Annotated in this window: 23 protein-coding genes; 4 read left to right on the forward strand and 19 right to left on the reverse strand. The window is 69.5% G+C overall.

Annotation, left to right across the window (positions count from 1 at the left end; translation table 11 throughout):
* Positions 1-89 precede the first annotated feature (89 nt).
* From MXD60_RS15745 to MXD60_RS15810, 14 genes are all read right to left on the reverse strand, one after another.
* On the reverse strand, positions 90-1,250 hold the full coding sequence (locus tag MXD60_RS15745) for an ABC transporter substrate-binding protein (protein WP_248819863.1): 1,161 nt from the start codon (positions 1,248-1,250) through the stop codon (positions 90-92).
* A gap of 220 nt (positions 1,251-1,470) precedes the next feature.
* Positions 1,471-2,715, reverse strand: a complete 1,245-nt coding sequence (locus MXD60_RS15750; protein ID WP_248819865.1) for an amidohydrolase family protein — start codon at positions 2,713-2,715, stop codon at positions 1,471-1,473.
* Between the two features lie 35 nt (positions 2,716-2,750).
* Complete coding sequence (locus MXD60_RS15755) at positions 2,751-4,475, reverse strand: N-acyl-D-amino-acid deacylase family protein (RefSeq protein ID WP_248819923.1); 1,725 nt, start codon at positions 4,473-4,475, stop codon at positions 2,751-2,753.
* 264 nt (positions 4,476-4,739) lie between these two features.
* Positions 4,740-6,416, reverse strand: a complete 1,677-nt coding sequence (locus tag MXD60_RS15760; protein WP_248819867.1) for an acyl-CoA synthetase — start codon at positions 6,414-6,416, stop codon at positions 4,740-4,742.
* Positions 6,416-7,624, reverse strand: a complete 1,209-nt coding sequence (locus MXD60_RS15765) for an aromatic ring-hydroxylating oxygenase subunit alpha (protein WP_248819869.1) — start codon at positions 7,622-7,624, stop codon at positions 6,416-6,418. Before MXD60_RS15765 ends, MXD60_RS15760 begins: the two co-directional genes overlap by 1 nt.
* A gap of 24 nt (positions 7,625-7,648) precedes the next feature.
* The gene (locus MXD60_RS15770) at positions 7,649-8,809 is read right to left on the reverse strand and encodes a thiolase family protein (RefSeq protein ID WP_248819872.1); all 1,161 of its coding nucleotides are present in this window, start codon (positions 8,807-8,809) and stop codon (positions 7,649-7,651) included.
* Positions 8,806-9,861 carry a thiolase family protein gene (locus tag MXD60_RS15775; RefSeq protein ID WP_248819874.1) on the reverse strand — a complete coding sequence of 352 codons (1,056 nt, stop codon included), beginning with the start codon at positions 9,859-9,861 and terminating at the stop codon, positions 8,806-8,808. Before MXD60_RS15775 ends, MXD60_RS15770 begins: the two co-directional genes overlap by 4 nt.
* Entirely contained in the window at positions 9,861-10,850 is a 990-nt protein-coding gene (locus MXD60_RS15780) for a Zn-ribbon domain-containing OB-fold protein (protein WP_248819876.1), read from the reverse strand. Before MXD60_RS15780 ends, MXD60_RS15775 begins: the two co-directional genes overlap by 1 nt.
* A gap of 58 nt (positions 10,851-10,908) precedes the next feature.
* Positions 10,909-12,027 (reverse strand): NDMA-dependent alcohol dehydrogenase, encoded by a 1,119-nt coding sequence (locus tag MXD60_RS15785; RefSeq protein ID WP_248819878.1) that lies wholly within the window; start codon positions 12,025-12,027, stop codon positions 10,909-10,911.
* Between the two features lie 63 nt (positions 12,028-12,090).
* On the reverse strand, positions 12,091-13,536 hold the full coding sequence (locus MXD60_RS15790; protein WP_248819880.1) for an aldehyde dehydrogenase: 1,446 nt from the start codon (positions 13,534-13,536) through the stop codon (positions 12,091-12,093).
* A 49-nt stretch (positions 13,537-13,585) separates the two neighbouring features.
* Positions 13,586-15,145 carry an AMP-binding protein gene (locus MXD60_RS15795; protein WP_248819882.1) on the reverse strand — a complete coding sequence of 520 codons (1,560 nt, stop codon included), beginning with the start codon at positions 15,143-15,145 and terminating at the stop codon, positions 13,586-13,588.
* A gap of 72 nt (positions 15,146-15,217) precedes the next feature.
* Positions 15,218-16,027: a crotonase/enoyl-CoA hydratase family protein gene (locus MXD60_RS15800; RefSeq protein ID WP_248819884.1), complete on the reverse strand. Its 810-nt coding sequence runs from the start codon at positions 16,025-16,027 to the stop codon at positions 15,218-15,220.
* Entirely contained in the window at positions 16,024-17,235 is a 1,212-nt protein-coding gene (locus MXD60_RS15805) for a cytochrome P450 (RefSeq protein WP_248819886.1), read from the reverse strand. Before MXD60_RS15805 ends, MXD60_RS15800 begins: the two co-directional genes overlap by 4 nt.
* Entirely contained in the window at positions 17,232-17,438 is a 207-nt protein-coding gene (locus MXD60_RS15810; protein ID WP_248819888.1) for a hypothetical protein, read from the reverse strand. Before MXD60_RS15810 ends, MXD60_RS15805 begins: the two co-directional genes overlap by 4 nt.
* Before the next feature lie 84 nt (positions 17,439-17,522).
* Here MXD60_RS15810 and MXD60_RS15815 point away from each other — a divergent pair, with 84 nt between their 5' ends.
* A complete protein-coding gene (locus tag MXD60_RS15815; protein ID WP_248819890.1) occupies positions 17,523-18,155 on the forward strand; it encodes a TetR/AcrR family transcriptional regulator in 633 nt (210 codons plus the stop codon).
* Between the two features lie 101 nt (positions 18,156-18,256).
* Here the strand turns inward: MXD60_RS15815 and MXD60_RS15820 are convergent, their stop codons facing one another.
* From MXD60_RS15820 to MXD60_RS15835, 4 genes are all read right to left on the reverse strand, one after another.
* Positions 18,257-19,063 carry an enoyl-CoA hydratase gene (locus MXD60_RS15820; RefSeq protein ID WP_248819892.1) on the reverse strand — a complete coding sequence of 269 codons (807 nt, stop codon included), beginning with the start codon at positions 19,061-19,063 and terminating at the stop codon, positions 18,257-18,259.
* Positions 19,064-19,187: 124 nt separating this feature from the next.
* Complete coding sequence (locus MXD60_RS15825; RefSeq protein WP_248819894.1) at positions 19,188-19,973, reverse strand: SDR family NAD(P)-dependent oxidoreductase; 786 nt, start codon at positions 19,971-19,973, stop codon at positions 19,188-19,190.
* The gene (locus MXD60_RS15830) at positions 19,970-20,482 is read right to left on the reverse strand and encodes a nuclear transport factor 2 family protein (RefSeq protein ID WP_248819896.1); all 513 of its coding nucleotides are present in this window, start codon (positions 20,480-20,482) and stop codon (positions 19,970-19,972) included. The genes MXD60_RS15825 and MXD60_RS15830 overlap by 4 nt, the downstream gene beginning before the upstream one ends.
* Positions 20,483-20,951: 469 nt before the next feature.
* A complete protein-coding gene (locus tag MXD60_RS15835; protein WP_248819898.1) occupies positions 20,952-21,683 on the reverse strand; it encodes a hypothetical protein in 732 nt (243 codons plus the stop codon).
* Between the two features lie 263 nt (positions 21,684-21,946).
* Between MXD60_RS15835 and MXD60_RS15840 the strand changes: the two genes are divergently transcribed.
* Genes MXD60_RS15840 through MXD60_RS15845 form a run of 3 tightly spaced genes read left to right on the forward strand, consistent with a single transcriptional unit; the run spans position 21,947 to position 23,477 of the window.
* Positions 21,947-22,459 carry a nuclear transport factor 2 family protein gene (locus tag MXD60_RS15840; RefSeq protein WP_248819899.1) on the forward strand — a complete coding sequence of 171 codons (513 nt, stop codon included), beginning with the start codon at positions 21,947-21,949 and terminating at the stop codon, positions 22,457-22,459.
* On the forward strand, positions 22,456-22,584 hold the full coding sequence (locus MXD60_RS28840; protein WP_283098436.1) for a hypothetical protein: 129 nt from the start codon (positions 22,456-22,458) through the stop codon (positions 22,582-22,584). Before MXD60_RS15840 ends, MXD60_RS28840 begins: the two co-directional genes overlap by 4 nt.
* Positions 22,581-23,477 carry a TIGR03619 family F420-dependent LLM class oxidoreductase gene (locus MXD60_RS15845; RefSeq protein WP_248819901.1) on the forward strand — a complete coding sequence of 299 codons (897 nt, stop codon included), beginning with the start codon at positions 22,581-22,583 and terminating at the stop codon, positions 23,475-23,477. The genes MXD60_RS28840 and MXD60_RS15845 overlap by 4 nt, the downstream gene beginning before the upstream one ends.
* A gap of 229 nt (positions 23,478-23,706) precedes the next feature.
* On the opposite strand, the gene MXD60_RS15850 is transcribed toward MXD60_RS15845, so the two are convergent.
* Positions 23,707-24,360, reverse strand: a complete 654-nt coding sequence (locus tag MXD60_RS15850) for a hypothetical protein (protein ID WP_248819903.1) — start codon at positions 24,358-24,360, stop codon at positions 23,707-23,709.
* Positions 24,361-24,984: the final 624 nt, after the last annotated feature.

A 24,984-nucleotide genomic window follows, 5' to 3' on the forward strand; every position in this document is an offset into this window, starting at 1 on the left:
GGGGCCGCCCCCCCCGCCGCCGCGGGCCCCCCCCCGGCCGGCCCCGGCCCCGGCCCCCCCCCGGGGGCCGCCCCCCGGCGGACGGTGGGCTACTTGCTGGTCACGCAGCTGGGCGTGGCGCCGTTCGGCGTGCTGAAGGCGCCGTTCCTCAGCTCGGTAAGGAACCAGCATCCGACCGGATGCGCCTTGCCGGCGGCGAAGGTGAGCGGGGAGGCCATGCCGCCCAGCGTTTCGCCGTTCAGCGAGGTCAGGCCCGTCACCAGCTCGGCCGCGGTCGGCTGGCCGCTCGCGCCGAGGCCACCCGCCTTGGCGGCGGCCTCGAACAGCAGGCCGGACACCCAGGCTTCGCTCGCGATCTCGGTGAAGTCGTCGGCGTTCCTGCGGAGCCCGGGCGCGTACCTGTCCAGCGCCGTGTTCATCGCGGTGATCGCGGGGGAGTCGGCGAAGTAGGGCAGGTTGGGCGACGGTGACACGAGGTTGTCCCTGAGGCCGGGGGCGCTGCGGAAGCCGTTGGAGAGGATCTCCCCGTCGACCACGTAGATCGGGTGGTAGCCCTGCTGGGCGCAGTTGGCCGCGACCTTCTCGGCGACGGCGGTGACGTCCGCGATGAACAACGCCGAGACGTTGCTCTGGCGGGCGGCCACGCACTGCGCGGTGTAGTTCGGGGCGGTCGCGGAGACCTCGCCGGCGTAGACGACGGGCAGGCCGAGGGCCTGGCCGGTCTGCTTGAGCGGCGCGATGCCCTCCTGGCACTGGACGGCCTCGGCGCAGTAGATGAGCCCGAGGTTCGTCGCTCCGGCCGCCTTCGCGGACCCGACGATCGAGGGGAACAGCGCCTGCTCGGTCTGGCCCTCGGGGTAGAAGTCCGGGTTGGTGAACATCGGAGTCGTCGAGGTGCCCGAGCCGATCACCGGGATCTTCGCGGCGGCCACGTAGGAGGCCCAGGTCTCGTCGTCATTGGTCATGTCGACGATGGCCACCACGTGCTTGCCGACCAGGTCGTGCGCCGCGGTGGTCGACTTCCCCGGGTTGGCGGCGTCGTCCTCCAGGAGGAACTGGACGGGGTGGCCGTTGATACCGCCGGCGGCGTTCGTCCGGTCGACCCACGCCTTGTAGACGCGTGATGCCGGGTTCTGGTTCAGCGGCCCGGAACAGGTGCAGATCGCGCCGATCCTGATCGTCGATGCGCCCGTGCCGGAGCCGGTGCTGCCAGCGGATCCGCCTGACGAGCAGGCGGCGGCTGCCAGCACTACGGCGGCCGTTGCGACGCAGAGTGCTGGCAGCCGTCTGAGTAAGTGTCCGATCACCGGATGGTGTCCTTTCGGTGGATCGCAGGGCAGCGCGAAGTTGACGTCACCCTCGAGATTCGAGCGGGAAGTCGATGGTGGATGGTGGATGGTGGGTCTCCTGCCGCGCGCCGAGTGGTCGCGCGCTGGGAGATCGGTCCGGCTGACCGCGGCCCCGGCCTGGTCAGCCGAAGGTCAGCTGCCGGGCGTTCTCGACCATGATCCTCCGCTGGTCGTCGGCCGTGAACGCGCCAAGGCCAGCCAGGAAGTCCCGCGGTTGGCCGAGCCCTTCCGCGTGCGGCCAGTCCGACCCGAACAGGATGCGCTCGACCGGCAGGTGCGCGGCCAGTTCCTCGACGCTGTCCTCGACGAACGGTGCGACCCAGCAGTGCTCGACGAACTGGTCGACGGGCGAGGTCCGGAACATCCGCGGGTTCTGCGCGGCCATCAGCGCCAGCCCGTGGAGCAGCGGCCCGACCCAGGTGCCGCCGTTCTCGATGTAGGCCACGCGCAGGCCGGGGAAGCGCTCGAACAGGCCGTGGCTGACGAGGGCAGCGGCGAAATCCTGCACAAGGCGGTGCTTCATGACCATCTGGACGAACGGCTCGCTCAGGTTGATCGCGTTGGTGTCGCCTGCGCGCTGGGACGCGCGATAGCCCCAGGCGTGGGCGACCGCCTCGTCGACTTCTCGATACCCGTCGTCGAATCCGGCGTGCGGCGCCACGACGACCCCCGCCTCCTGGACGCGGGCCCAGAACCGGTCGAACATGGGGTCGGCCGGCGAACGGGTGCCGTCCGGGGTGAACGCCGGCCCGTTGCGGATGCTCACGACCCGGGCGCCGTGCTCCAGACACCAGTCGAGCTCCGTCACCGCGCCGTCGGCGTCCGACAGCGAGAGGTACGGGACCCCGAAGATCCGGTTCTGGTAAGCGAACCCCCAGTCCTCCTCGAGCCAACGGTTGAAGGCTCGCAGGACCTCCAGGGATCCCTCGATGTCCGGCTGCATCGGCCCTTCGAGGCAGACGGCGTGCGACGGGAACATCCACGCAGCCTCGACCCCCTGGGCGTCCATACAGACCAGCCGGGCGTCCCGGTTGAACCATTCAGGGTGCTCGGCGGGCGCCTCGCTGGCCAGCTCCGCACCGACCGAGCCCTTGTCGGAGCGGCCCGCGAAGTAGTCGTGCAGGGCGCCGGGCCGAGGCCGCGGGTGCGCGTCGCCGGGTCCTGGCAGGATGGGGTGTGGCTGGCGGCCGATGAGGTAGCGCAGCGTCCCGTCCACCTCGACGACCCGCAGGCCGCGGTCGGCGAACGCGGGGTCGCGGTGGCGGGTGAAGGCGTCGCTCGGCTCCCAGTAGTGGTTGTCCGCGTCGAACACTGCCTCCAGGGAAGCAGCCCCCAGGGAGCCGGTCCCTAAGTCGGTCTCTGCCATGACGTGTCGTTCCTCCGCTCGGTCGGTGCCGTGACTCAGTCGGTGCCGTGGCGCAGGAGGCGGCCGGGCGTCACGTTCGTGCACTCGCCGTCGACGAAGGTGGTCTGACCGTTGACGATGATGCGGTCGTAGCCCTTCGCCTTCTGGATGAGGCGCCACTCGCCGGCCGGGTAGTCCCAGACGCGCTCGGCGGGCAGGCTGTCGACGGTGTCCGGGTCGTAGACAATCACGTCGGCCGGCGCGCCCTCGCCGAGGAATCCTCGGCCCTTCAGCCCGGCGGCGGCCGCTGGATAGGCGGACAGCCGCCAGTGCGCCTGTTCCAAGGTCATGATCTCGTGGTCGCGGACCCACAGGCCCAGCAGCTCGCTGGGGTAGCGGGCGGTGGTGACGAACTTCGTGTGCGCGCCGCCGTCGCTGACGCCGGGCAGTGCGACCGGGCAGTTCGCGATCTCGCGCATCGACGCGGGCGGTGTCTCCAGCAGCGGGGTGGCGAACCCGACCCGCAGCTCGCCGGCCACGGCGACGTCGAGCATCGCGTCGATCGCGTGCTTGCCCTCCCGGGCGGCGATCTCGCCGATCGTGTAGCCCTCGTAGGTGTCCTTGAGCTCGCGGGCCCGGGCGACGTCGCTGGAGATCCAGTGGACCTTGATCTGGTCGAGCGGGTAGCCGGAGGCGAACAGCCCACCGCGCTGCTCGTGAACCTCCTTCATGGCGGCGCGTCGAGCCGGGTCCGCGAGCTTGACCCGCTTGTCGGGGACCGTGCCGAGCAGGGCTTCCTTCCAGCACGGGACGGAGTCCGCGAGGTTGTACTCCTCGAAGGTGAACTCGGAGGCGAAGTTGGTCGTAAGGGCCTGGGCGAAGACCCGGACGCCTTCGTCCTCGTTCAGCTCGGCCAGGCGCTTCAACGCGTCCCGGTGTGACATCTGCTGGCCGCCGTGCTGGTTGAGCGCGCCGTCGGCGAGAAGCGCGTTCCAGATGATGGGCCGGCCGCTCTCGCGGGCCATGAAGGCTGCCGTCTCCAGCGGTGCGGTCACCTGGGACACGCCCCGGCCCAGCGAGCCCAGCGCCCGACAGAACGCGCGCAGATCCCGCTCGCTCATCAGGTCGGTCACCATCGGGGTTCCGTCGTAGTCGAGCTGGACGTTGCCGACCTCGCCGAGGATCTGGGCGGACAGGCCGCAGGCCCCGCTCCGCATCGCCTCGACGAGCAGCCGGCACATGCGCGCCAGCTCGTCCTCGGTCACCGCCCGGCCCTTGGCCTCGTCGAGGCCGACGACATAGCCGTACAGCGGCGAGAGCGGGACGAACGACATGACGTTGACGCCCTTGGGCGCCCGGTCGACGCTGTCGAGGAACTGCGGGAACGTCTCCCAGTCCCACGGCATGCCGGCCTTCATCGTCTCCATCGGCACGGCCTCGTTGCGCGACAGGCTGAGCATGGTGCGCTCGCGGTCGGACGGCTTGCAGGGCGCGAACCCGAAGCCACAGTTGCCGATCACCACGCTGGTGACGCCGTGCCAGCCCGACATCGTGCACCACGGATCCCAGAACAGCTGGCTGTCGTAGTGCGTGTGCAGGTCGACGACACCCGGTGCGACCACCTTCCCGGAGGCGTCGACCACCTCGGCGCCGTCGGCGGCGTTGATCCGACCGACCCCCGCCACCCGACCGCCGGCGATGGCGACGTCGGCCTTGTAGCGGGGGGTCTGCAAGCCATCGATGACCGTTCCACCTTTGATCACAAGGTCGTAGAGCGGCATGGCATCATCACGCACCTCTCGAAGCTCGACATCGACCTCGATATTGAGCCTGATAGTGACGTGGCACACAGCCGCGGTCAAGTGCGACCTCGTTTTCCTCCCGATCGCCGCGGACACCGGACTGACCGTTCCGACTGGCCTGTTGCTCTCGAAACAGCCTGTCGCGAGGCCGCCGGACCAGCACCGGACAGTCGATCATCGTCGACGCCGGCGGCGTGATGCTCGGAGGAGCGAAGCACCACGCCAGCGCGGATCACGGCCCGTTCAGCCCGCCGATGCGGCGACCTTGGCGGCCCATCGGTAGTCGGCCTTTCCCGCCCCGGTCCGCTGGATCGCGTCGACGAACACCCAGGCCTTCGGAAGTTTGTAGCGGGCGACGTGCCGTGCGGCCTCCGCGGCGAGATCGTCCTCTGCCGCGGTCGCGCCGTCGCGCAGGTGAACGATCGCGACGACCTCCTGACCCCAGCGCTGCGATGGCCGGGAGGCGACCACCACGTCGGAGACGTCGGGATGGGCGATGATCGCTGCCTCGACCTCCTCGGCGAAGATCTTCTCCCCACCCGAGTTGATGGTCATCGAGTCGCGGCCGAGCAGTTTGATCGTGCCGTCGGCCAGCCACTGGGCCCGGTCGCCGGGGACCACCATCCGCTCGCCGGCGACGACGGGGAAAGCCTGGGCCGTCTTCGCCGGATCACCGAGGTACCCCAGCGGAATGTCTTCCCGCTTCGCCAGCCAGCCGACGTCGTCCGCTCCGGGACCGAGCACGCTGTCGAAGTCCGCGGACACGACCACGGACCCCGCGACAGGAGAGAAGGCGCCGGTCGAACCCGGGCCTGTCGCCGTGATGGTCCGCACGGCCTGACCACCACCCTCCGACGAACCGACGCTCTCGACGAGAGTCACCGCCGGCATGCGGGCAAGGAGCCGTGTTTCCACCGCAGGGGTCAGCGCCATTCCGCCGGACAGGACCGTGCGCAGGGATGAGAGGTCGTAGTCGCCGCGTTCCATCTCCTCGATGATCGGTCGAGCGAACGCGTCGCCGATCATCTGGAGGTACGTCACCCGCTCCCGACCGACCACGGAACAGACATCGGCCGGGTCGAGGCGTTCGACATTGTCCTGTATCACCACCGTCCCGCCCTGGTTCAGGCCCAGCAGGGCCGTCCAGTGGCCGGCGCCGTGCATGTAGGGCGACGCCGCGAGCACCACGTGGGGATTCGGATTCGTCGCCACGAACCCGGCGAGCTCGTCCAGTGTCTGCCAGGGCTGCCGGGTGATCGGGTTTCGCCCGCCCAGGGCCGTGCGATACACGTCGGCCTGGCGCCACAGCACCCCCTTGGGCGCGCCGGTGGTGCCGCCGGTGTAGACGATGTACAGGTCGTCGGGAGACCAGTCCGGCGCCCACTCGGGAATCGAGGTGGGGGCTTCGGCGAGGGCCTCCTCATACCATTCGGCGCCGGGAAGAAGCTCGTTGCCGGAGCCGTCCTCAAGCTGCAGCAGGACCCGCAGCTCGGGTAGGTCGGCCAGTACCTCGGCCAGCGTCGGAGCGAACGCCGAGTGATACAGAATCGCTTTCGCGGCGCTGTTCCGCAGGACGTAGCGCAGTTCCTCGGCGACGTACCGGTAGTTCACGTTCACCGGGACGACCCGGGCCTTGAACGCCCCGATCATCGCTTCGAGGTACTCGTTGCCGTTGAACGCGTAGACGGCGAGATGATCCTGATGGGACTCGTATGGTCCCAGGCCGGCGCGTCCCTGTGGCCGAGCGCCAAGGCCGCGGTCGTGCAGGACATGCGCGAGCTGCCGGGTGCGGGTGGTCAGCTGTGCGTGGGTGAACCTGCGGTCGCGGAACACTATCGCGGCTCGGTCGGGGACCTGCTCGGCAACGGCTTCGCTCACCGCCGCGAGACTGTGCTGCGAGGTCGTCCTGTCGGTGGTCATCAGGAGCGGCCGCTCGCCGTTGTCGTGAGCCCGCGCCGCGCCTGGGCATGTTCCGCGATGGGAGCGTCGCCCGCGCCGGCGTAATCCGCGAGGATCTGGCGGTGCGCGGCCTGGCAGCCGATCTCGTTGCGGCCGAGCACGACATCGGTGTGGCCCGCGGCGAGGCCCTTTCCGGAACGTTCCAGGACGACCGCGTCCTCGTCGCGGACGACGGCCTGAATCTGGGGAACGTAATCCTTGAAGAAGGCGGCCACCCCGTCGTCGGACAGTGGAAACCGGGACAGGACGGTATGGCGGACGGTGCTGCTCGCCGGGGTCGAACCGGGGTAGAACTGCAGCAACTCGGCGCCCAGCGGTGAGGTGGAGATCACTGAACACGGGTGGATGTAGTAGATGCAGGTCATGTTCTCGCCCTCGGTCGGTTCCGGGCCGGTGCCCAGGCTGCGCAGGGGCACACCGAGCCGGTGATGGCGGCCGAACTGGTCGAACGTCACGATGTTCGAGATGGTGCCCCGACCGACGAGTGATCCGCCGTGGACGTAGGGGAAGTGGTAGGTCTCCTGGAATGCCTCGAGGGCGCATTTCCAGTTCGACTCCAGCGGGAGTTCCATCGTCGCGGTGACCTCGTGGTGGTCGAAGTCCCAGGCCGCGAGCTCCTGGTCCAGCGGTCCGAGGTGCCGCGCGACGTCGATCACACCGGCCGGGTCGCGCACGGCCCAGACGAATCCGTGGCGGACCTCGCTCGGGAGCTCGACGAGCCCGTGCGCGGCGGGGTCGAGGTCGTCGAATCCCTGTCGCCGGTCGGGTATCCCCACGAGTGCGCCGTCAGTGTCATATGCCCAGTTGTGGTATGGGCAGGTGAAGCGGCGGGTGCAGCCCGAGCCCTCCGCGACCATCGCGCCGCGGTGCCGGCAGGCGTTGACCAGCACCCGGACCTTCCCGCCGCCGCCGCGAACGACGATCACCGGCGTGCCCAGCAGATCCAAGGTCAGGAAGCTCCCCGCCTCGGGAACCGCGGAGCTGTGGGTGACGAGCAGCGGCGCGGAGAACGTCGTCCGTCGCTCCACGACGGCGACTGCCGGGTCGGTGTAGTTCGCGTTGGGGATCCGCATCGTCGACGGCGCCAGGTCGCCTACTCCAGCGAGGACCGCGGTGTGCGCCCTCGGGGTGAGTTCGCGGATCGGGAGTGGAGGAGGTCCGTTGCCCATTCTGAAGCCCTTCGAGGCGGTGTTTTAGTGGAACGGCTGCAGGCTGTTGGCGACGATCCACATGGAGAAGTACTGGCTCTGCGCGCCGTAGGCCATGCCGAGGGCGACCTTGGCGCCGTCGACCTGGTGCTCGCCCGCGCCGCCCCGTACCTGGTTCGCCGCCTCGGCGAAACGCAGCAGGCCGGAGGCGCCGATGGGGTTGGTCGACAGCACGCCGCCGGAGGGGTTGATGGGAAGGCGCCCGCCGATCTCGGTGTCGCCCTTGTCGACCAGCTGCCAGCCCTCGCCCTCGTCCGCGAGCGCGTGGGCCTCCAGCCAGATCGGTTCGTGCCAGGAGAACGGCACGTAGAGCTCGGCCACGTCGATCTGCTCACGGGGGTTCGTGATGCCGGCTTCCTGATAGACGTCGTCCGCGCACTGCAGGCAGGCACGGGGTCGGACGGGATCCCGGCCGGGGAACCCGCCCGCCTCGCTGCGGGAGGACATGCCGAGGATCCACGCCGGCGGACGGTTGTCGGCCGCCGCGGCCCGGGCGCCCTCCTCGTCGGTGATGACGACCGCGCAGGCTCCGTCGGAGGACGGGCAGGACTCCAGGTACCGGATCGGATCCCACATCATGGGCGAGTCCCGTACCTTCTCGATCGAGATGTCCTCGATCCTGAGGTGGGCGTAGGGGTTCTTCAGCGCGTTGAGGCGATCCTTGACCGCGACCGTCCACCCGATGTGCTCCGGTGCGCCGCTGCGGTGGATGTAGGCGCGGACGAAGGGGGCGAAGGAGCCACCGGCGCCGAGGGAGGCGCCCCGCCCGGAGCCGAGGGCGAACTGGGCGTTGCCCTCGGACTGCTTCTCGAAGGCGACCGCGAGCACGGTGCGGTGTTTGCCGGCCCGCACGTGCGAGGCCGCGACCAGCCCGGTGGTCCCCCCCACCGAGCCGGCGGTGTGGACCCGGAACATGGGCTTGCCCACGGCGCCGAGCGCGTCCGAGAGGTAGAGCTCGGGCTTCATCACGCCTTCGAACAGGTCCGGCGCCTTGCCGAGGACGACGGCGTCGATGTCGGCCATCGTCATCCGGGCGTCGTCGAGGGCCCGGAAGACCGCCTCCCGCACGAGGCCGCCGAACGACACGTCGCGCCGTCGCGACTTGTGATGGGTCTGGCCGACGCCGACCACCGCGCAGGGAATCATGACCGGCCCTCCAGCACACAGATGAGGTTTTGCTGCAGGCACGGCCCGCTCGTCGCGTGGCCCAGCGCCCGGGTACCCCCTGCGAAGACGTGATCGGCCGCGTAGCCGATCCGCGCCAGCCCGGTGGCCATGATCGGATTGGCCCGCAGGGCACCCCCCGACGGGTTGACGCTCACGTCGTCGCCGAGGTCCAGCACGTGCCGCAGCAGCAGCTCCTCGTGCGTGAACGAGGCCTGCAGCTCGGCGACCTCGACCCCACGGTCGTCGAGTCCCGCCTCCCGGGCCGCGATCCGGGTGGACGGCGAGTCGTCGAGGCGGCGCAACGCCGGGTTGTGGCACTCCGTCCGGTGGTCGAAACCGGTGATGTAGGCGGGGCGTTCGACGAGCTGGCGGGCCCGGTCGCCGGTCGCCAGGACCATGGCGACGGCGCCGTCGGTGATGGGCGGCAGGTCGTGGCGGCGCAACGGCTCGCGGACGTACTCACCGGCGAGCAGCTCGTCGACGGTGCCCTTCCCCCGGCTGCGGATCGAGACCTCGGCCATGGCTCGTTCGTCGGCGAGGCCGGCGGCGATCACCGCTCGGGCCTGCAACGCGGCGAACGTGACCAGGTCGGCTCCCAGCGGGGCGAGCACATAGGGGTCCATCTCCATCGGGTAGATCAGCGAAGGGTCGCCGGTGGAGGAGCGACCCGACCCGGTCACGACCGCGATCTCGATGTCGCCCTCGTGCAGCCGAAGCCACGCCTCGTAGAGCGCCCAGGCGCCGTCCATCTCGACGTGCGAGTCGCGCTTGGGGGGCCAGGCGCCGATCGCGTCGAGGTTGGCGACGAACGAGAACGCCTGCCCGGTGATGTAGTCGCACGACCCGAGACAGGTGAAGTCGACGTCGGCCCGGGTGAGGCCCAGCGGGGTGAGCGCGTCGGTGATGGCGCTCATCAGCATCTGGGTCTCGTTCTGGTCGGTGCGCCGCTCGATCGCGGCCTGCGCCCACCCGATGACAGCGATGTCCGTGCTCGTCCTGGGCTGGCTGGTACTGGTACTGGTAGCGGTCATCAGTAGATCCGATTCACGAGGTCGGGGTCGTGCGCGTCCGGCTCTCCGCTGGGCGTCCAACCGAGCAGGCTGCCCATCGGGCGGCCGATGCCGCTGAAGGTGTCGACCGGTGCGTCCGCGGGCGCCCAGACGGCGGTGACCCGGACGCCCACGTGGATGTCGTGCACCGGAAGGTCGATGACGGGCTGGTAGGTGAGAACCACCTCGGTGTCATCGAGCAGGACGAACACCCGCGCGAACGGCTCGGTCTCGGTCTGCCCCGGATAGCGCACGGGCTCGACCACGATGAAGTTCGTCAGGGTACCCGTGGTCGGGAGGTCGACCTCCGCGTCCGGGCCGAGCTCCAGGGCGTCGACCGGGCAGTAGGGCCGGTCGCCGCCCACGTACACCCGCTCGCAGGTCGGGCAGCGCAGCCCGACGAGGCGCCGCTCCCGGGTCGCCGCGACGGCACGATCGGCCATCTCCGGGACCGGCGTGCTGTAGGTGACCGCGGCCGTGTAGTCCATCAGCTCGACCGGCTGACCCGGCGCACCGGCGTCGGGGCCGTCGACCTGGGCGTCCTCGCCGGGGACGAAGCACGCGATGTCGGTGATGTGGCCGACCCGGCGGCCGCGCCAGCGAGGCGCCACCCGCATGCCCGCGCGGACCGCGGCGGGCGACCCGGTGTCCACCGCGTGCAGCAGCGGGACGGACGCGCCGTCCAGGCGGATGAAGGCGAACGCGAAGGGACGGTCGAGCGGATGCGCCTCGGTCGGTTCCGGTACCCAGGTCCATGCCTCGACGGTGCCGGCCGGACCGACCTCCACCAGCTCGGCGGCCAGTTCGGCGCCGGACACGGGATCCCATTCCATCGGCGGTACCAGCACGCCCGAGCCGCTGCGCACGCCGAGAATGCGCTTGTCCGCGAGCGCCGTCATGAACGCGCCCGTCACCGGCCCCAGCGACCGCTTGTACGGGAAGGTGATGGTGCTTTCGACAAACCTGGTCATGGAACCTCTCAACAATGTGGCGGCGCGAACGACGTAATCTCTGGTCGTCGCGGCCCGTTCAGTCCTGGAAGGTGACGACGCCCCGGAGAATGGTGCCGGCGGCCTGATCGACATATCCCTCGTTGACCTGGTCGAGCGTGTACGTCCGCGTGACCATCTCGTCCAGCTTGAGTCGGCCGCGCCGGTACAGGTCGAGGAGGAAGGGAATGCGCTCGCGCGGACTGGCACCGCCGTAGATCGAGCCGACGAGCGTCTTGCTCATCATCGCGAACGTGAACGCGTTGAGCTTGACGTCGATCTCGGTCAACGGCGCGACGCCGGTCAGGCAGCACACGCCGCCCTTGCGGGTCAGCTTCAGCCCGGGCTCGATCATCCAGCCGTGCAGCACCGAGGGCGAGAGGATCACGCGGTCGGCCATCACGCCTCGGGTGATCTCGGCGACGGCCGGCAGCGCCTCGTCCATCGACGCGAAGGTGTCCGTCGCGCCGAAGATCTTCGAGGCTTCGCGGCGGCTCTCCAACGGGTCGACCGCGAGGACGCGCGACGCGCCGGCGATGCTCGCCCCCTGCACGGCGGACACGCCGATGCCGCCGACGCCGACGACCACCACGACGTCGCCCGGGCGGGTTCCCGCCCGGTCGACGGCGGAGCCGTAGCCCGTCGCCACCCCGCAGGAGACAAGGGCGACCGCGTGCCACGGGATGTCGGGGTCGACCTTGACGACCGACTGCTCGGAGAGCAGCTGCTTCTCGCTGAACGCACCGAGCTGGCTGAACCGCGCGAGCGGCGTGTCACCGATGCGGTGGGCGATCCGGTTGTTGGCCATCATCCCGACGTTGAAGAGCTTCGCGCCCTCGTCGCACAGGTAGGACATTCCCCGCGCGCACCACGTGCAGCGGCCGCACGCGGGTACGAACGAGAGCGCCACGTGGTCTCCCGGCGCGACACTGGTGACGCCGGCACCCACCTCGATGACCTCGCCGGCGCCCTCGTGACCGCCGACTAAGGGGAAGTGCGGTACGGGCATGTCACCGGTACGCACATGCTCGTCGGAATGACACATTCCGCAGGCCTTCATGTCGACGAGGACCTCGCCCGGCCCGGGGGCGTCGACGTCGACCTCCTCCACCTTCCAGTCCTGGCCTGGTTCCCACATCACGGCGGCGCGTGTCTTCATGGAAGCTCGTTACTCCTCTGCGAAACGGAAGGCGGGACCGCATGGCGGTCCGGCTGTCCGAGGTCACCGGGCGGGGGGAATGATGGTCTGGGTCTCGAGGTACGCGTCCAGACCTTCGCGGCCGAGTTCGCGGCCGAGCCCGGACTGCTTGAAGCCGCCGAAGGGGTTCAGCAGGTCGATCACCGCGCCGGAGTTGACCGCGACCGAGCCGGTACGGATGCGCTTCGCCACCGCGGTTCCGCGCTCGGCGTCGCCGGTCCAGACCGAGCCGGAAAGCCCGTAAGGCGAGTCGTTGGCGATGCGAACGGCCTCGTCCTCACTGTCATAGGGCAGCACCGACAGCACCGGGCCGAAGACCTCCTCCTGCGCGATGCGCATCCGGTTGTCGACGTCGGCGAACAGGGTCGGCTCGACGTACCAGCCGCGCGGGAGGTCGGTGGGACGGCCGCCGCCGCAGACCAGTCGGGCGCCCTCGCTGACACCGGAGCCGATGAGTCCCTCCACCCGGGTGCGCTGGCGCTCGGCCACGAGCGGCCCGACGACCGTCTCCGGGTCCGCGGGGTCGCCGACCTTGATGGCCTCGATCGCGCCGGCGAGTGCCTGCACCACCTCGTCGTGACGGCGCCGCGGCACGAGCAGGCGGGTCTGCGCGACGCACGCCTGCCCGCTGTTCATGAACACCGCCGGCAGAAGCTGCGGGACGACCGTGGCGAGGTCGGCGTCCGCCAGCATGATCGAGGCCGACTTGCCGCCGAGCTCCAGCGTGCACCGTTTGAGGTGCTCGCCGCAGATGGCGCCGATCCGGCGGCCGACGGCGGTACTGCCGGTGAACGACACCTTGTCGACCCCGGGATGGCGGACCAGCGCCTCGCTCGCCGCGGCGCCGGCCGTGACCACACTCACGACACCGGGCGGCAGCCCGACCGCGTCGAGCACCTCCGCCAGCAGGTAGCCGGTGAGCGGCGACTCGGGCGCCGATTTCACAATCATGGTCGAGCCGGCGGCCAGACAGGCGCCGAGCTTCATCGAGATGATGAACAGCGGCACGTTCCACGGCGCGATGGCGGCGCTCACCCCGACCGGATGCTTCACGACCCGGGACATCCCCAGCAGGCCCGGCCGCTCCTCCTCGAAGGGGTACGTGTCGAGCAGGCCCGCGAACCCGTCCAGGACGAACGTGGACGCATAGGCGTTGCCCATGAGGGCGAACCCGTTGGGGGAGCCCATCTCCAGGGTCGCGGTGTCGGCGAACTCCTGCGCCCGGGCCTTGATGGCCGCGCTGATGGAGCGGATCACCTCGGCGCGGTCCTTCGGCGAGGTGTGGGGCCACGGGCCCTCGTCGAAGGCCCGGCGGGAGGCGGCGACAGCGCGATCGACGTCGTCCTCGTCGGCCTCCGGCACCGTCGCCACCAGCTCCTCGGTGTGCGGGGAGAGGACATCGATCGTGCGAGAGCCGTGGGCGGACACCCACTCGCCGCCGATGTACAGGGTGTCCTTCGTGATGGTCATGCTTCCTCCTTCACCCGGCGGGTCCACGCCCGCGGGCCGCGGGTCGGCCTCAGTGGACGAGCCGTTCGGCACCGGCCCAGTAACGAGCGCGCAGTGCCTTCTTGTCTGGCTTGCCCAGGGGGCTGACCGGGATCGCGTCGACGACGTCGATGGACTTCGGCGCGTGGTGGGAGCCCTTGTGCTGGCGCACGAGGGCGATGAGCTCCGCGGTGTCCACGGTGTGGCCTGAGCGGACGACCACGACCGCCTTCACCGCCTCGCCCCATTTCTCGTCGGGGACGCCGACGACGGCGACCGCCGCGATCGAGGGATGCCGGGAGATCACGTCTTCGATCTCGCGGGGAAACAGGTTGAAACCCCCCGAAACAATCATGTCCTTCTTGCGGTCGACAATCGTCAGGAATCCCTGCTCGTCCGCACGGCACACATCACCGGTGTGCAGCCATCCGCCGTCAAGGGCCTGCGCCGTCTCGGCCGGCTTGTTCCAGTACCCCCGCATCACCAGCGGGCCGCGTACGCACAGTTCACCGGGCTCGCCCTCGGCGACCTCATTGCCGGCGTCGTCGAGCAGGGCGACATGGGTCCAGGGTACGGGTCGACCGCAGGATGTCAGCCGCGCCAGGTCGTCGACGAGGTGTTCCTCCTTGCGCAGGACGCTGACGGTCATCGGAGCCTCGGTCTGCCCGAAGAACTGGACGAAGATCGACCCCAGCTTCTCGATCGCCTCCCGCAGGCGGGTCGGCGATATCGCCGACCCCCCGTAGTAGATCGACTGCAGGCTGGACAGGTCGGTCTGGGCGAACCGAGGATGATCAAGAAGTGCGTAGATCATCGAAGGGACGAGCATCACGGTCGTGATGCGATGGCGTTCGATCGCCTCGAGCACGGCGCCGGCCTCGAACGTCGGCAACACGAACATCACCGCGCCCTGCAGCTGCAACGGCACGAAGATCGACGATCCGGCGTGGCTGAGCGGCGTGCACACGAGATGGCGGACCTCCTCGGGCCACTGCCACTCCGACACCATGATCTGCGCCATCGCGGCGCTGCTGCGGTAGGTGGCCATCACGCCCTTGGGCTTGCCGGTGGTGCCGCCGGTGTAGGCGAGGGCCGAGATGTCCTCGCCGTCCACCTGGGGAGCCACGAGGCGCTGTGGCGTGAACGCCGCCGCGAGGCCGATCAGGTCCTCGCCGACAGGCGCCTCGCCGTACGAGAGCAACCGCAGACCGGGAAGGCGCCTGCCCAGCTCCTGAACGTGATCGGCGAAGCTCGGATCGAACAGCAGCGCCTCGATACCAGCGTCCTCGAGAACGTAGGCGTGGTCCTCGAGCGAACCGAGCGGATGTAACGCGGTGTTCCGGCACCCGGACACCATCACCGCTCCCATGGAAAACAGCACCTCGACGCGGTTCTTCGACAGGGTCGCCACACCGGCACCCCGTTCCAGGCCGCGGGCCCGGAACGCCTGCACATAGCAACTGATCTTCTCGCGCACCTGCGCCGACGAAAGTGTGGCGTCGCCGATGTGCACCGCGGGTCGGTGACCGTTCCTCTCCAGCGCCCTGATCAGCAGATCAGGCAGAAACATAGGACGGTACAGGTCCTTCATCGCTCGACATCCTCTCCGCGGTGACGCCACCAACGACTGTTTCGTCGATAACTTTCGCCTGACGAAAGGCTGTTATCTACGCCGGAAATTCGGAGTTCGCTTCTCGGCGAACGCCTTCGGGCCCTCCTTGGCGTCCTCGGACGCGAACACCGCCCGGCTTCGCTCCAGCTCGCGCGCGAATCCCTCGTCCTCGGTCAGGCCCGACGACTCCCGGATCGTCGCCAGGATCGCCTCGACGGCGAGCGGGCCGTTCGCGCAGATCTGATCGGCGATCTCACGCGCCACGGCGAGCGCGGCACCGTCGTCGACAACCCGCCCGATCAGCCCGATACGCTCGGCTTCCTCCGCCGAGATGTGCCGACCGGTCAGCAGGATCTCGGCCGCCTTGGTGTAGGAGATCTGCCGAGGAAGGCGCACCGGTGAACCCATGTTCGGGTACAGCGACCAGCGCGCCTCGGACAGACCGAAACGGGCGCCGCGGCCGGCGACCCGGATGTCCGTGCCGAGAAGGATCTCCGTTCCACCGGCGACGCAGACCCCCTCGACGGCCGAGATGATCGGCTTCGACGGCCGGCCGATCTTCAGGAAGCCCCGTTCGACGTAGCGCGGGTCGACGATCCGCCGCCGGGCGAGGTCGTCGGCACCGTCGTCATCCGGGTCACCCGCCATGGCCCGCAGGTCGGCGCCCGCCGAGAAGTTCCCCTCGGCTCCCGTGATCACGATGCAGCGGATGTCGTCGTCCGCGGCGGCCTCGGCGCAGGCGTCGACGATGCGGGCGAGCATCGTGCTGGTGATGGCGTTCAGCCGCTTGGGACGGTTCAGGGTGAGTTGCAGGACCGCGCCGTCCCGCTCGACCAGCAGGTGGGGCATGGCTGTCGTCACTGGTGGACCGCCTGGACGCCGACCGGCCGGGTCGGGGTGAAGCGCACGGGCACGCTCTCGTAGCCGCTGACGAAGTTCGCCGCCCGGTGTTTCGGTTCCTCGTCGTTGACCAGCGCGAGGTCGGGCAGCCGGTCGAGGAGCCGATCGAGCACCACGCGCAGCTCGAGGCGGGCGAGGTTCGCCCCCATGCAGTAGTGCGCGCCGAACCCGAAGGCCACGTGTTCGTTCGGGGTGCGGCGCATATCGAACCTGTTCGGCTCCTCGAAGACCGCGTCGTCGCGGTTGGCCGACGGGTAGAGCAGGAGCAGCGTGTCGCCGGCGGCGATCGACTGACCGGCGAGGTCCACATCGGCGGTCGCGGTGCGGGCCATGTTCTTGATCGGGCTCACCCAGCGCAGCATCTCCTCGATCGCCGAGGGGATCAGGGCCCGGTCGTCCCGGAGCGCCGCCCAGTTACCGGGCGCGCGTAGCAGCTCGTAGACACCGCCGGAGATGACGTGGCGGGTCGTCTCGTCACCGCCGTTGAGGATCAGCAGGGACTCGCTGATGATCTCATTGTCCTTGAGGCGGTCGCCGTCGACCTCGGCGTGTACCAGAATGCTCATCAGGTCCTCGGTCGGAGTTTCCCGCCGGGAGTCGATGACGCGCTGGGCGTAGGCGTAGTACTCCATTCCGGCCTGCGCGGCGACCTGCATCGCTTCCTCGTTGCGCTGCCCGAGCGCGCCCATCATGGCCTCGCTCCACCGCAGCAACTTCTCGCGGTCGGCCGGGTCGACCCCCAGCTCGTCGGCGATGACGATCAGGGGAAGCCACGCGGCGATGTCCCACACGAGGTCGCACTCGCCGCGCTCGCACACACTGTCGATGATCGTGTCGACCGTCTGGCGGATCGATGCCTCCTTCCGCCCGACCCGCCGCAGGGTGAAGCCCTTGTTCACCAGCTTCCGGCGCTTCTGGTGCTCCGGGTCGTCCATGTCGATCATCATCGGCATGGCGTCCTGGTCCGGTCGGATCCCGCCAGCGTTGCTGAACAGCTCTCGGCGGCTGGCGACGTGCTTGAGGAGTTCGTAGGTGGCGACCCCCCAGACTCCGGTGCGCGGGTCCCGCCACACGGGTGCGTTCGCCCGAAGCCAGGCCAGCTCCTCGTGCGGATTGCGCCCCCAGAACAACCCATCCACAAGATCGATTCGGCTTTCGATGTCCTTCACTCGCCCTCCGGGCTGGTGTCTTTGCCCTCGGCCTGCGGGAACCGCGGCTCGGCGGCCGTTGGCGTCGTCTCGATGGCGGCCCACGGCGTCGCCGTCCTCTCGCGTACCTGGCCGCGGCGCCCCCCCCGCCGCGCGAGCGACCGCTGCTCGGGACGCAAGCTGGATGCTCTGTGGGCGGCGCTCTGGTCGCGTGGAGCCACCATGCTTGCTCTCTTCTGATTGCACATGATCTGAAATATGTAACTTGAGATAGGGTTATGCCATGGGACCGCGAAAGTCAACCGGCGTTGGGGCGTAGAGGCTGGGGCGGCTCGCCGCCCAGGGACGACGGCGAGGCGCGTCAGCGGATCCTTGACGCGGCCGTCCAGTGCATCGAGCGGCAGGGGCCGGCGCGGACCACCCTGTCCGGCGTCGCGCTCGAACTCGGCATCACCCGGCGGACCATATACCGCTACTTCACCAGCACCGAGGACCTCTTCGGCGGGGTGGCCGAACTGGCGTTGGATGACTGGATCGCGCGGACGCGGGCTGTCGCTGGAGGGGCGGAGAACCCGACCGACCTGGTGGTCGAGGCGGTTGCCTTCATCATCGAGCAGCTACCGAAGGAGTTGTTCCTGACGCTGCTGCTCGCCAGCGGACGGGCGGAGCTCTTCAGCCGCCAGATGTTGACGTCGACCAGCATCGCGCGATGCCGGATGATCCTTGTGGACACCCGCGTCGACTGGGCCGCTCTCGGCTACGAAGACCGAGAGTTCGACGAACTCGTCGAGCTCCTGCTACGGATCATCCAGTCCATGGTGATCGCCCCGCCGGAGCAGCCCCGCTCCGGCGACGAACTCCGCGGAATCCTCCGACGGTGGATCGGGCCGGCGCTGTCCACCGTCGGAGGATGCGGCTCACGGCGATCCGAGTCGAGCTGAGGCCTGCGGCGGCTGAGCCGCGAGCGCGGGGACGCTCGCTCTCCTTGCCAGGGGTTTTTCTCGGGGGGCGACGCTGCGGCCCGCCTCAACCTTCTTGTTGGTCATTGTTCTTCTTGTTGGTCGTTGTTCGAGCGGATCTTGGTCTTCATCTGGTCGAGGTTCACCAGGACCGGGAGGCCGCTGACCGACAGCGCGTTGCCGTGCCCGGTCTGGTGGACGTCGAAGACCGACTGGATTGCCGCGTAGAACCCCTGCACGTCCAGCGTCTGGTTGACCGCCCGTTTGGCCTGCCGAAGCCCGAACGACGGCATCGTCGCGATGTGTGCGGCCAGTGCCCGCGTCTCGGTGTCCAGCGCGGCCCGCGGCACCACCCGGTTGACCATGCCGACCTGCTCGGCCTCCTGTGCGGTCAGGGCCCGGCCGGTGAAGAGGATTTCCTTCGCCTTGCGGGGGCCGAGCTCCCAGGTGTGCCCGTGGTACTCGACACCACCGATTCCCATCGCCACCACGGGATCCGAGAACAGCGCGTCCTCTGCCGCGATGATGAGGTCGCACGGCCAGCACAGCAGCAGCGCACCGGCTATGCACCGGCCCTGCACGGCCGCGATCGACGGCTTCGGCACGTTCCGCCAGCGAAGCGAGTACTCCAGATAGCGGCGCGCCTCGACCTGGTAGATCGCTTCAAGCGTCAGCTTCGCCGGCTTGCCTGGCCCTTTCAGGTCATGACCGGCGGAGAAATGCTTTCCCTCGGCCCGCAGGATGATGACCGCGACCTCGTCGTCCGTCGCCGCCCGAGTCCAGGCCGCGTCGAGCTCGTCGAGCAGCTCCATGTTCTGGGCGTTGGCGGCCTCGGGCCGATTGAGCGTGATAGTCGCGATCCGGTCGGCGACTTCGTAGAGAATGTACATGTCAGCTCCTCGGTCAGCCGCCGTCGTGTGCCGCGAGGATCAAGACGTTCTCGGTCCTCGCGGCGGCTCATGCGTTCGAAGCGGCTTGCCGGCGTGGCGCCCGCCTCCGAGCGTGGTGCTTCGGTCAGCCGAGCATCACTCCGCCGGCGTCGACGACGACCGACTGGCCGGTGATGGTGCGGCTCTCGTCGCTGACGAGGAACAGCGCGGCGTTGGCGACGTCGGTCGTCGAGGAGATGTCGCGCAGCGCGACTCCGGACAGCACCTTCGCCCGCTGCTCGTCGTACTCGACGCCCTGCTCACCGGCCGTCCGCCGGACCCAGTTCTGCCACAGCTCGGTGTCGATGCTGCCGGGCACCAGGCAGTTGCAGCGAATCCCGTACGAGCCCACCTCGTTGGCGACGCCCTTGGTGAAGGCGCGTAGTGCCGACTTCGCGGTCACATAGTGGGTCTTGCGGGGCATGCCGGCGAAGCTCGCCGTCGAGGAGAAGTTGAGGATGACGCCCGAGCGGCGTTCCATCATCGACTGCCTGAGAACCTCACGGGTACAGAGCATCGCCGCCGTGACGTCGATACCGATCGTGTGGTTCCAGTTCTCGAGGGTCTGTTCCCAGATCCAGGTGTCCTTGCCGGGGGCGGCGGCGTTGTTGCACATGATGTCGACCTGGCCGAACTCGGCCACGGCACGGGCGACCATCGCGACCACGTCGTCCTCGTTGGTCACGTCCGCACGCATCGCGATCGCGTCCGGCCCACACGCGGCCGCGGCCTCCTTGACCAGCTCCTCCCGCCGGGCCGTGAGGAGCACCTTCGCGCCCTCGTCGACGAAGAGCTTCGCCATCACGGGCCCGAGGCCGGTGCTGGCACCCGTGATGATCGCGACTTTCCCAGCAAGGCGTCCGGTGCTCATCGAGCCACCGCCCCGAAGAACTGCGGCACGACGCCGGCAAGCAACTCCCGACCGGCACCGGTGCCATCAAGCAGGCGGTTCGTCCGACGCCGCACTCCCCAGCCGTCGTCGCCGCGCGTCAGGTCCCAGTGCGCCACGCTCACCCGCCACAGGTAGAAACGACCGTTCGTGTCGTCCCGGCGCATGATCAGCGAATAGGTGACCGCAGTGGCCGTGTCACCATCGACATCGATCAGGGGCGGGCTGGCCACATGGGCGACTCCGGCGTGGATCAGACCCTGGTGCCCCTCGGTCCGCAGCATGGCCTCCACGGCGGCGCGGCCGTCGTACGGTGCGCCGTTCGCGTCCCAGTCGTAGACGCCATCCTCCTGCCACGCGGACGCGGCCAGATCGACCAACCCTGCGTCGGCCGCGGGACCATACGCCAGGATCAACCGCCTGATCGCCCGCTCATCCTCAACGGCGCGTAACCGACCCTCGAGTGCGGCTAGATCTTCCGCGACCCCCATGAGCACCTCCCCATTCCACGGCGGCGCAGCCACCGCGCAGATCGACCCACCCCGCGACGGGACTGCGCATCGCCCCGCGCGGGAGCGGTCCATCAGCAGCCGTCAGAGCCGGAGTATATGAATATTGACGTCAATGTTTAAGTTCATGTGAGTCGGGCGCCAACTCGTCCCGCGATCCGCGGAGCGGAGCGTACCGCAGGATCGGACACCGTCCCACCGATGTCCGATCCACCGCCACAGGGGACCGAAACGGCCGCCCCCACGCCCGCAGCCCGACGTGGCGCGCCTACCCCCAGGGGGTACCAGGGTGGCCCGTCATCGCCGCTCGACGCCGGTGACGGGACCCGGCGCCACGTGGCGCTCGACGAACGAGGATCGCGCGGAGTCACTCTCCGTACACCACGCCGCTGGACGTGACCTGCGACCAGCACGGCGGGGCTGCCAGTGCCGGCCGTGGGCTTCTCGCTGGTCAGCCGCTCCAGGCAGCCCACTGGATCATGGATCGTAGAGGCCCGGCGAACAACGGCCGTACGTCTCCCGAGGCCCATCGCCGCTCGATGGTGGGAGTCAGTCGTTTCGTGGTCGCCAAGGGGTCGTCGTCGAGGTAGACGACGGTGATGTACTGCGGTCCGCCCTGGCAGGCGGGGTCCAGCCGCCAGAAGTCGGTGGAGCCGTACTGCCAGGCGCCGGCGACGCCGGGCGTCTGGAGCAGCGCCGGGTAGTGCTGGGCGTGCAGCCACTGAAGCCAGCCGGAGACGTCGTCCGTCACCGGCTCCTCGATGATCATGAGGATGCCGCGGTGCGGTCGGAAGGGCACGACCTCCGGGGAGATCAGTGCGCGTGGCGCGGCGTACCAGCGTTGCAGCGCCAGCAGCCGCAGCTGCAGCGAGGGGCGACGTTCGGGGAAACGTCCGGCCTCGGCGAGGCGCAGGCCGAGTTCCAGGAAGTCGTCGTGGGTCTGTTGGACGGGGTCGCCGACGAGGTAGTTCACGATGTTGCCGACGTCGGCCAGGGGGCCACTGCCGGCGATGCGGGCCTGTCGGTACTCGTCCTCGGCGATCCACCGTGTCGCGTGGACGAGCCCTGGTAGCTGATACTGCTCGGGCATGTGGTCGAGCAGGTGCCAGCGCAGGTAGCTGCCGTCGTCTCCGGGCGGCGCTGGCTCCGTCGCGCTGAAGAACGCTGCCTTCACTCGGATCATCAGGCCGCCTCCATTCCTCGGTGTCGCACGCTGGCGCGCGGTGCGGGTCATCCTCCCGCGGGATCGGACGTTCGCGCAAAACTGTCCGATCCCCGGGTGCGCTCTCGTCTCGAACCCGAGGGCGGCTTTGTCGTCGACTGTCCTATATCTCGATACCGATGTCGATATTGACTTTTGGCTTCCGGCTGTGGAAGGGTTGCCTTCTGCCGTGTGGGGCGTAGGTCCGGGCGGTGGCTTGTGCCGCTGCGGATGGGGAGGTACACGTGGGTGCTGTTGAAGATCTGGCCTCGCTGGCGGCGCGGCTGAGACGCGTTGAGGACGAGCTGGCGATCAGGCGGCTGATCCTGTCGTACGGTCCCGCGGCCGACGCGGGGCTCGTGGACCTGGCCGCGTCGGTGTGGCGCGAGGACGGTAGCTACGACTGGGACGCGGCCGGTGCGCCGTACGAGGGGCGCGCCGCCGTGGCGGCCATGCTGAGGGCCGACACCCACCAGGGCCTGATCCAGGCCGGCGTCGCCCACGTGGCGGGGCCGCCGCTGATCGACCTTGACGGTGACGCGGCGACCGCGATCACCTATTCACTGATCATGCGCCGGGATGCCGCGGACGGCCGGTACTACCTGTGGCGGGTGAGCGCCGCCCACTGGGAGCTGACCCGCGACGGTGATGTCTGGGCGGTACGACGCCGGACCAACAGGCTTCTCGACGACACCGGCGCCGGCCGGAACCTGTTGAACTCGGTCGTGCGCGAGATGTCCGGGGCGGCCGCCCGATGACCACGGGACGCCTGGCCGGGAAGGTCGCGATCATCACCGCAGCGAGTACGGGTCCGGGGCCGATGATGGCGACGCTGCTTGTTCAGTCGATCGTCGTCGACGCTGGCGGGGTGATGCTCGGATGAGTGCGACACCAGCCCTGCGGCTGTCGGTCCCCAGCCCTGTCCTGACGATGCTGCCCGGCGCACACGCCCGCTGGGAGGAGACCGCCGGCATCGAGGAGGTCGCCCGCATAGCGCAGGCCGCCGACCGGCTCGGCTACCACCACCTGACCTGCAGCGAGCACATCGGCGTCCCCGCCACCGAGGCGGTCCGCCGCGGCGCCCGCTACTTCGACCCCCTGGCGACCTTCGGCTACCTCGCCGCCCGCACCGAACGCATCATGCTGGCCACCAACGTGCTGGTCCTCGGCTACCACCACCCGCTGGAGATCGCCAAGCGCTACGGCACCCTCGACGTGATCAGCGGCGGACGGGTGATCCTCGGCCTTGGCGTCGGCACGCTCAAGGAGGAGTTCGACCTCCTCGGCGCGTCCTTCCCCGACCGCGGGGCCCGCGCCGACGACGCGCTGCGCGCGCTGCGGGCGGCACTGTCGCAGCCGATCCCCGCCTACCAGGGCGACTACTACACCTTCGGCGGGCTCGTGGTCGACCCGTGCGCCGTGCAGGAGCGGCTGCCCCTGTGGGTCGGCGGGCGGACCCTGCGGTCGCTGCGGCGGGCCGTCGCGCTGGCGGACGGCTGGTGCCCGTTCGGTGTCACCCCGGCCCAGGCGAGCGAGTGGATCCGGCGGGAGGAAATCCCCTCGGGCTTCGAGATCGCGCTCGGCCCGGAACATCTCCTCGACCCGGGCAAGGAGCCGGACGCGGTGCGCGAGGAACTCGCCGCGCTCGCCGCCGCCGGAGCCACCATCGCCTCGGCCAGGCTCGTCCACCACTCGCTGGACCACTACCTCGAGCAGCTCGAAGCACTCGCTGCCATCAACGGCCAGACGCACACCGTCATCGCCGGGAAGGGCTGAGCGCCCGCGCTGGCCGCCGAGGGCGCGTCCGTCGTCATCAACGACCTGGGCACCGACGAGGTCGCGCAGGGAGCAGGCCGTTGCGCCGCCGACGGCACAGTAGAGGAGATCCGCGCCGCCGGCGGCAATCGGGCTGCCGTTCTCCGATCCCATGCTCGCTCCTCGACGCCACCGACCGTGTCGGTCTCGCACCGACCATGACACCGTCCCCGGCAGGCAGGCATGGAGATCAAATGCCGGGGGCCGTGAGAACGCCGGGGGCCGCGGGAACGCGGTGGGCCGTCGGAACGCGGTGGGCCGTGGCCCAGTTCTCGTAGGCCGCCGCGAGCGCTCGGTCGGCCGCATCCGGCCGCGCCGCGGTCGACGCGAGGACGAGAGCGGGCACCGTCACATCGCCCTGGTGGCGCAGAAGCCACGCCAGGTCGGCCGCGGCCAGGGACGCCCATCCCTGAACTCCGTAGCGGCTGCCCCACGACTGCGGCAGCTTGTACCGGCCGGTGCTGACATCGAATCCGGTGATCTCGTACTCGTGGCCACCTGCCACCGCGGTCGAGCGATCAACATTGATCAGCCCCTCCGCGTCGGTCTCGAACATCGATTCGAGCCACACCGTCCCCACGATCACCGGGCCGGCCTGCAGGGCCGAGTTCAGCGCAGCAACGCTGAACGCATGGGTGTAGGTGCTGGCCAGGCCGAGCACCTGCAAGGCCTTCACCACACCCAGCCCGGATGAGCCGGTGTCCGTGGGCGGGTACTGGCCGGCGAAGGCGTCGAGGCGGGTCGCCAGCTCGTACAGCAGCAGAGCGAAGTCCTCGTCCAGGTCGTAGGTGCGGGCGGCAAACACGTTCTGGCTCGCCGCGGCTGCGGGGGCGGTGATGGTCACCGAGATCGATCCGGTTCGCCCCGCACCGTCGGTGCCGAGGAGCCCAGTCGCGGCGTTCCCGGTGCAGGAGCCAAGCTTTCCCTGGTCAAGGATCGGAATCCGCCTCCTCCAGTCCACGGTCTGAATCGCCGACACCGGCAGGACCCCGTGGGCATAAGGCAGCGACCTGGGATCGTGCTGGACATGACGGCCGAGGCCGTGCGGAAGGTCGGGAAGTTCGGGAATACGGACTAAGGCTGTCATATGAATGCTCCTTCGGTGAAGGCATCGATAGGGGTGATGGCCTCGCAGGCCGCGAAAGCGGCCGTGTTCCCCACCGCTTCGGCCGGCGTCCACAAGGCGCCAACGCGAACGGTTCGTCCGTGGTCGGAGGCGGGGCCCTGAGTCAGGCCAAGGCCGGACAGCACCTGCGCTCGCGCCCACCAGGCGGCCGGCTGATCGTCGGTCACCGGTCGCCGGGTAGTTCGCGACCTGCAACCTGCGGCCCGGTCCGGCGGAGGCATCAGCGCAGTGAGATCACCACCCAGTAGGTACCCACCGAGGACACCCTGAATACTCAGGGAGTGCATTCGAGTGGCCCGGTGACAGCGTCTGCCAGCTGGACCCGGCCATGGACGCCCGCGA

The organism is Frankia sp. AgB32 (assembly GCF_023243045.1).
GTDB lineage: Bacteria > Actinomycetota > Actinomycetes > Frankiales > Frankiaceae > Frankia.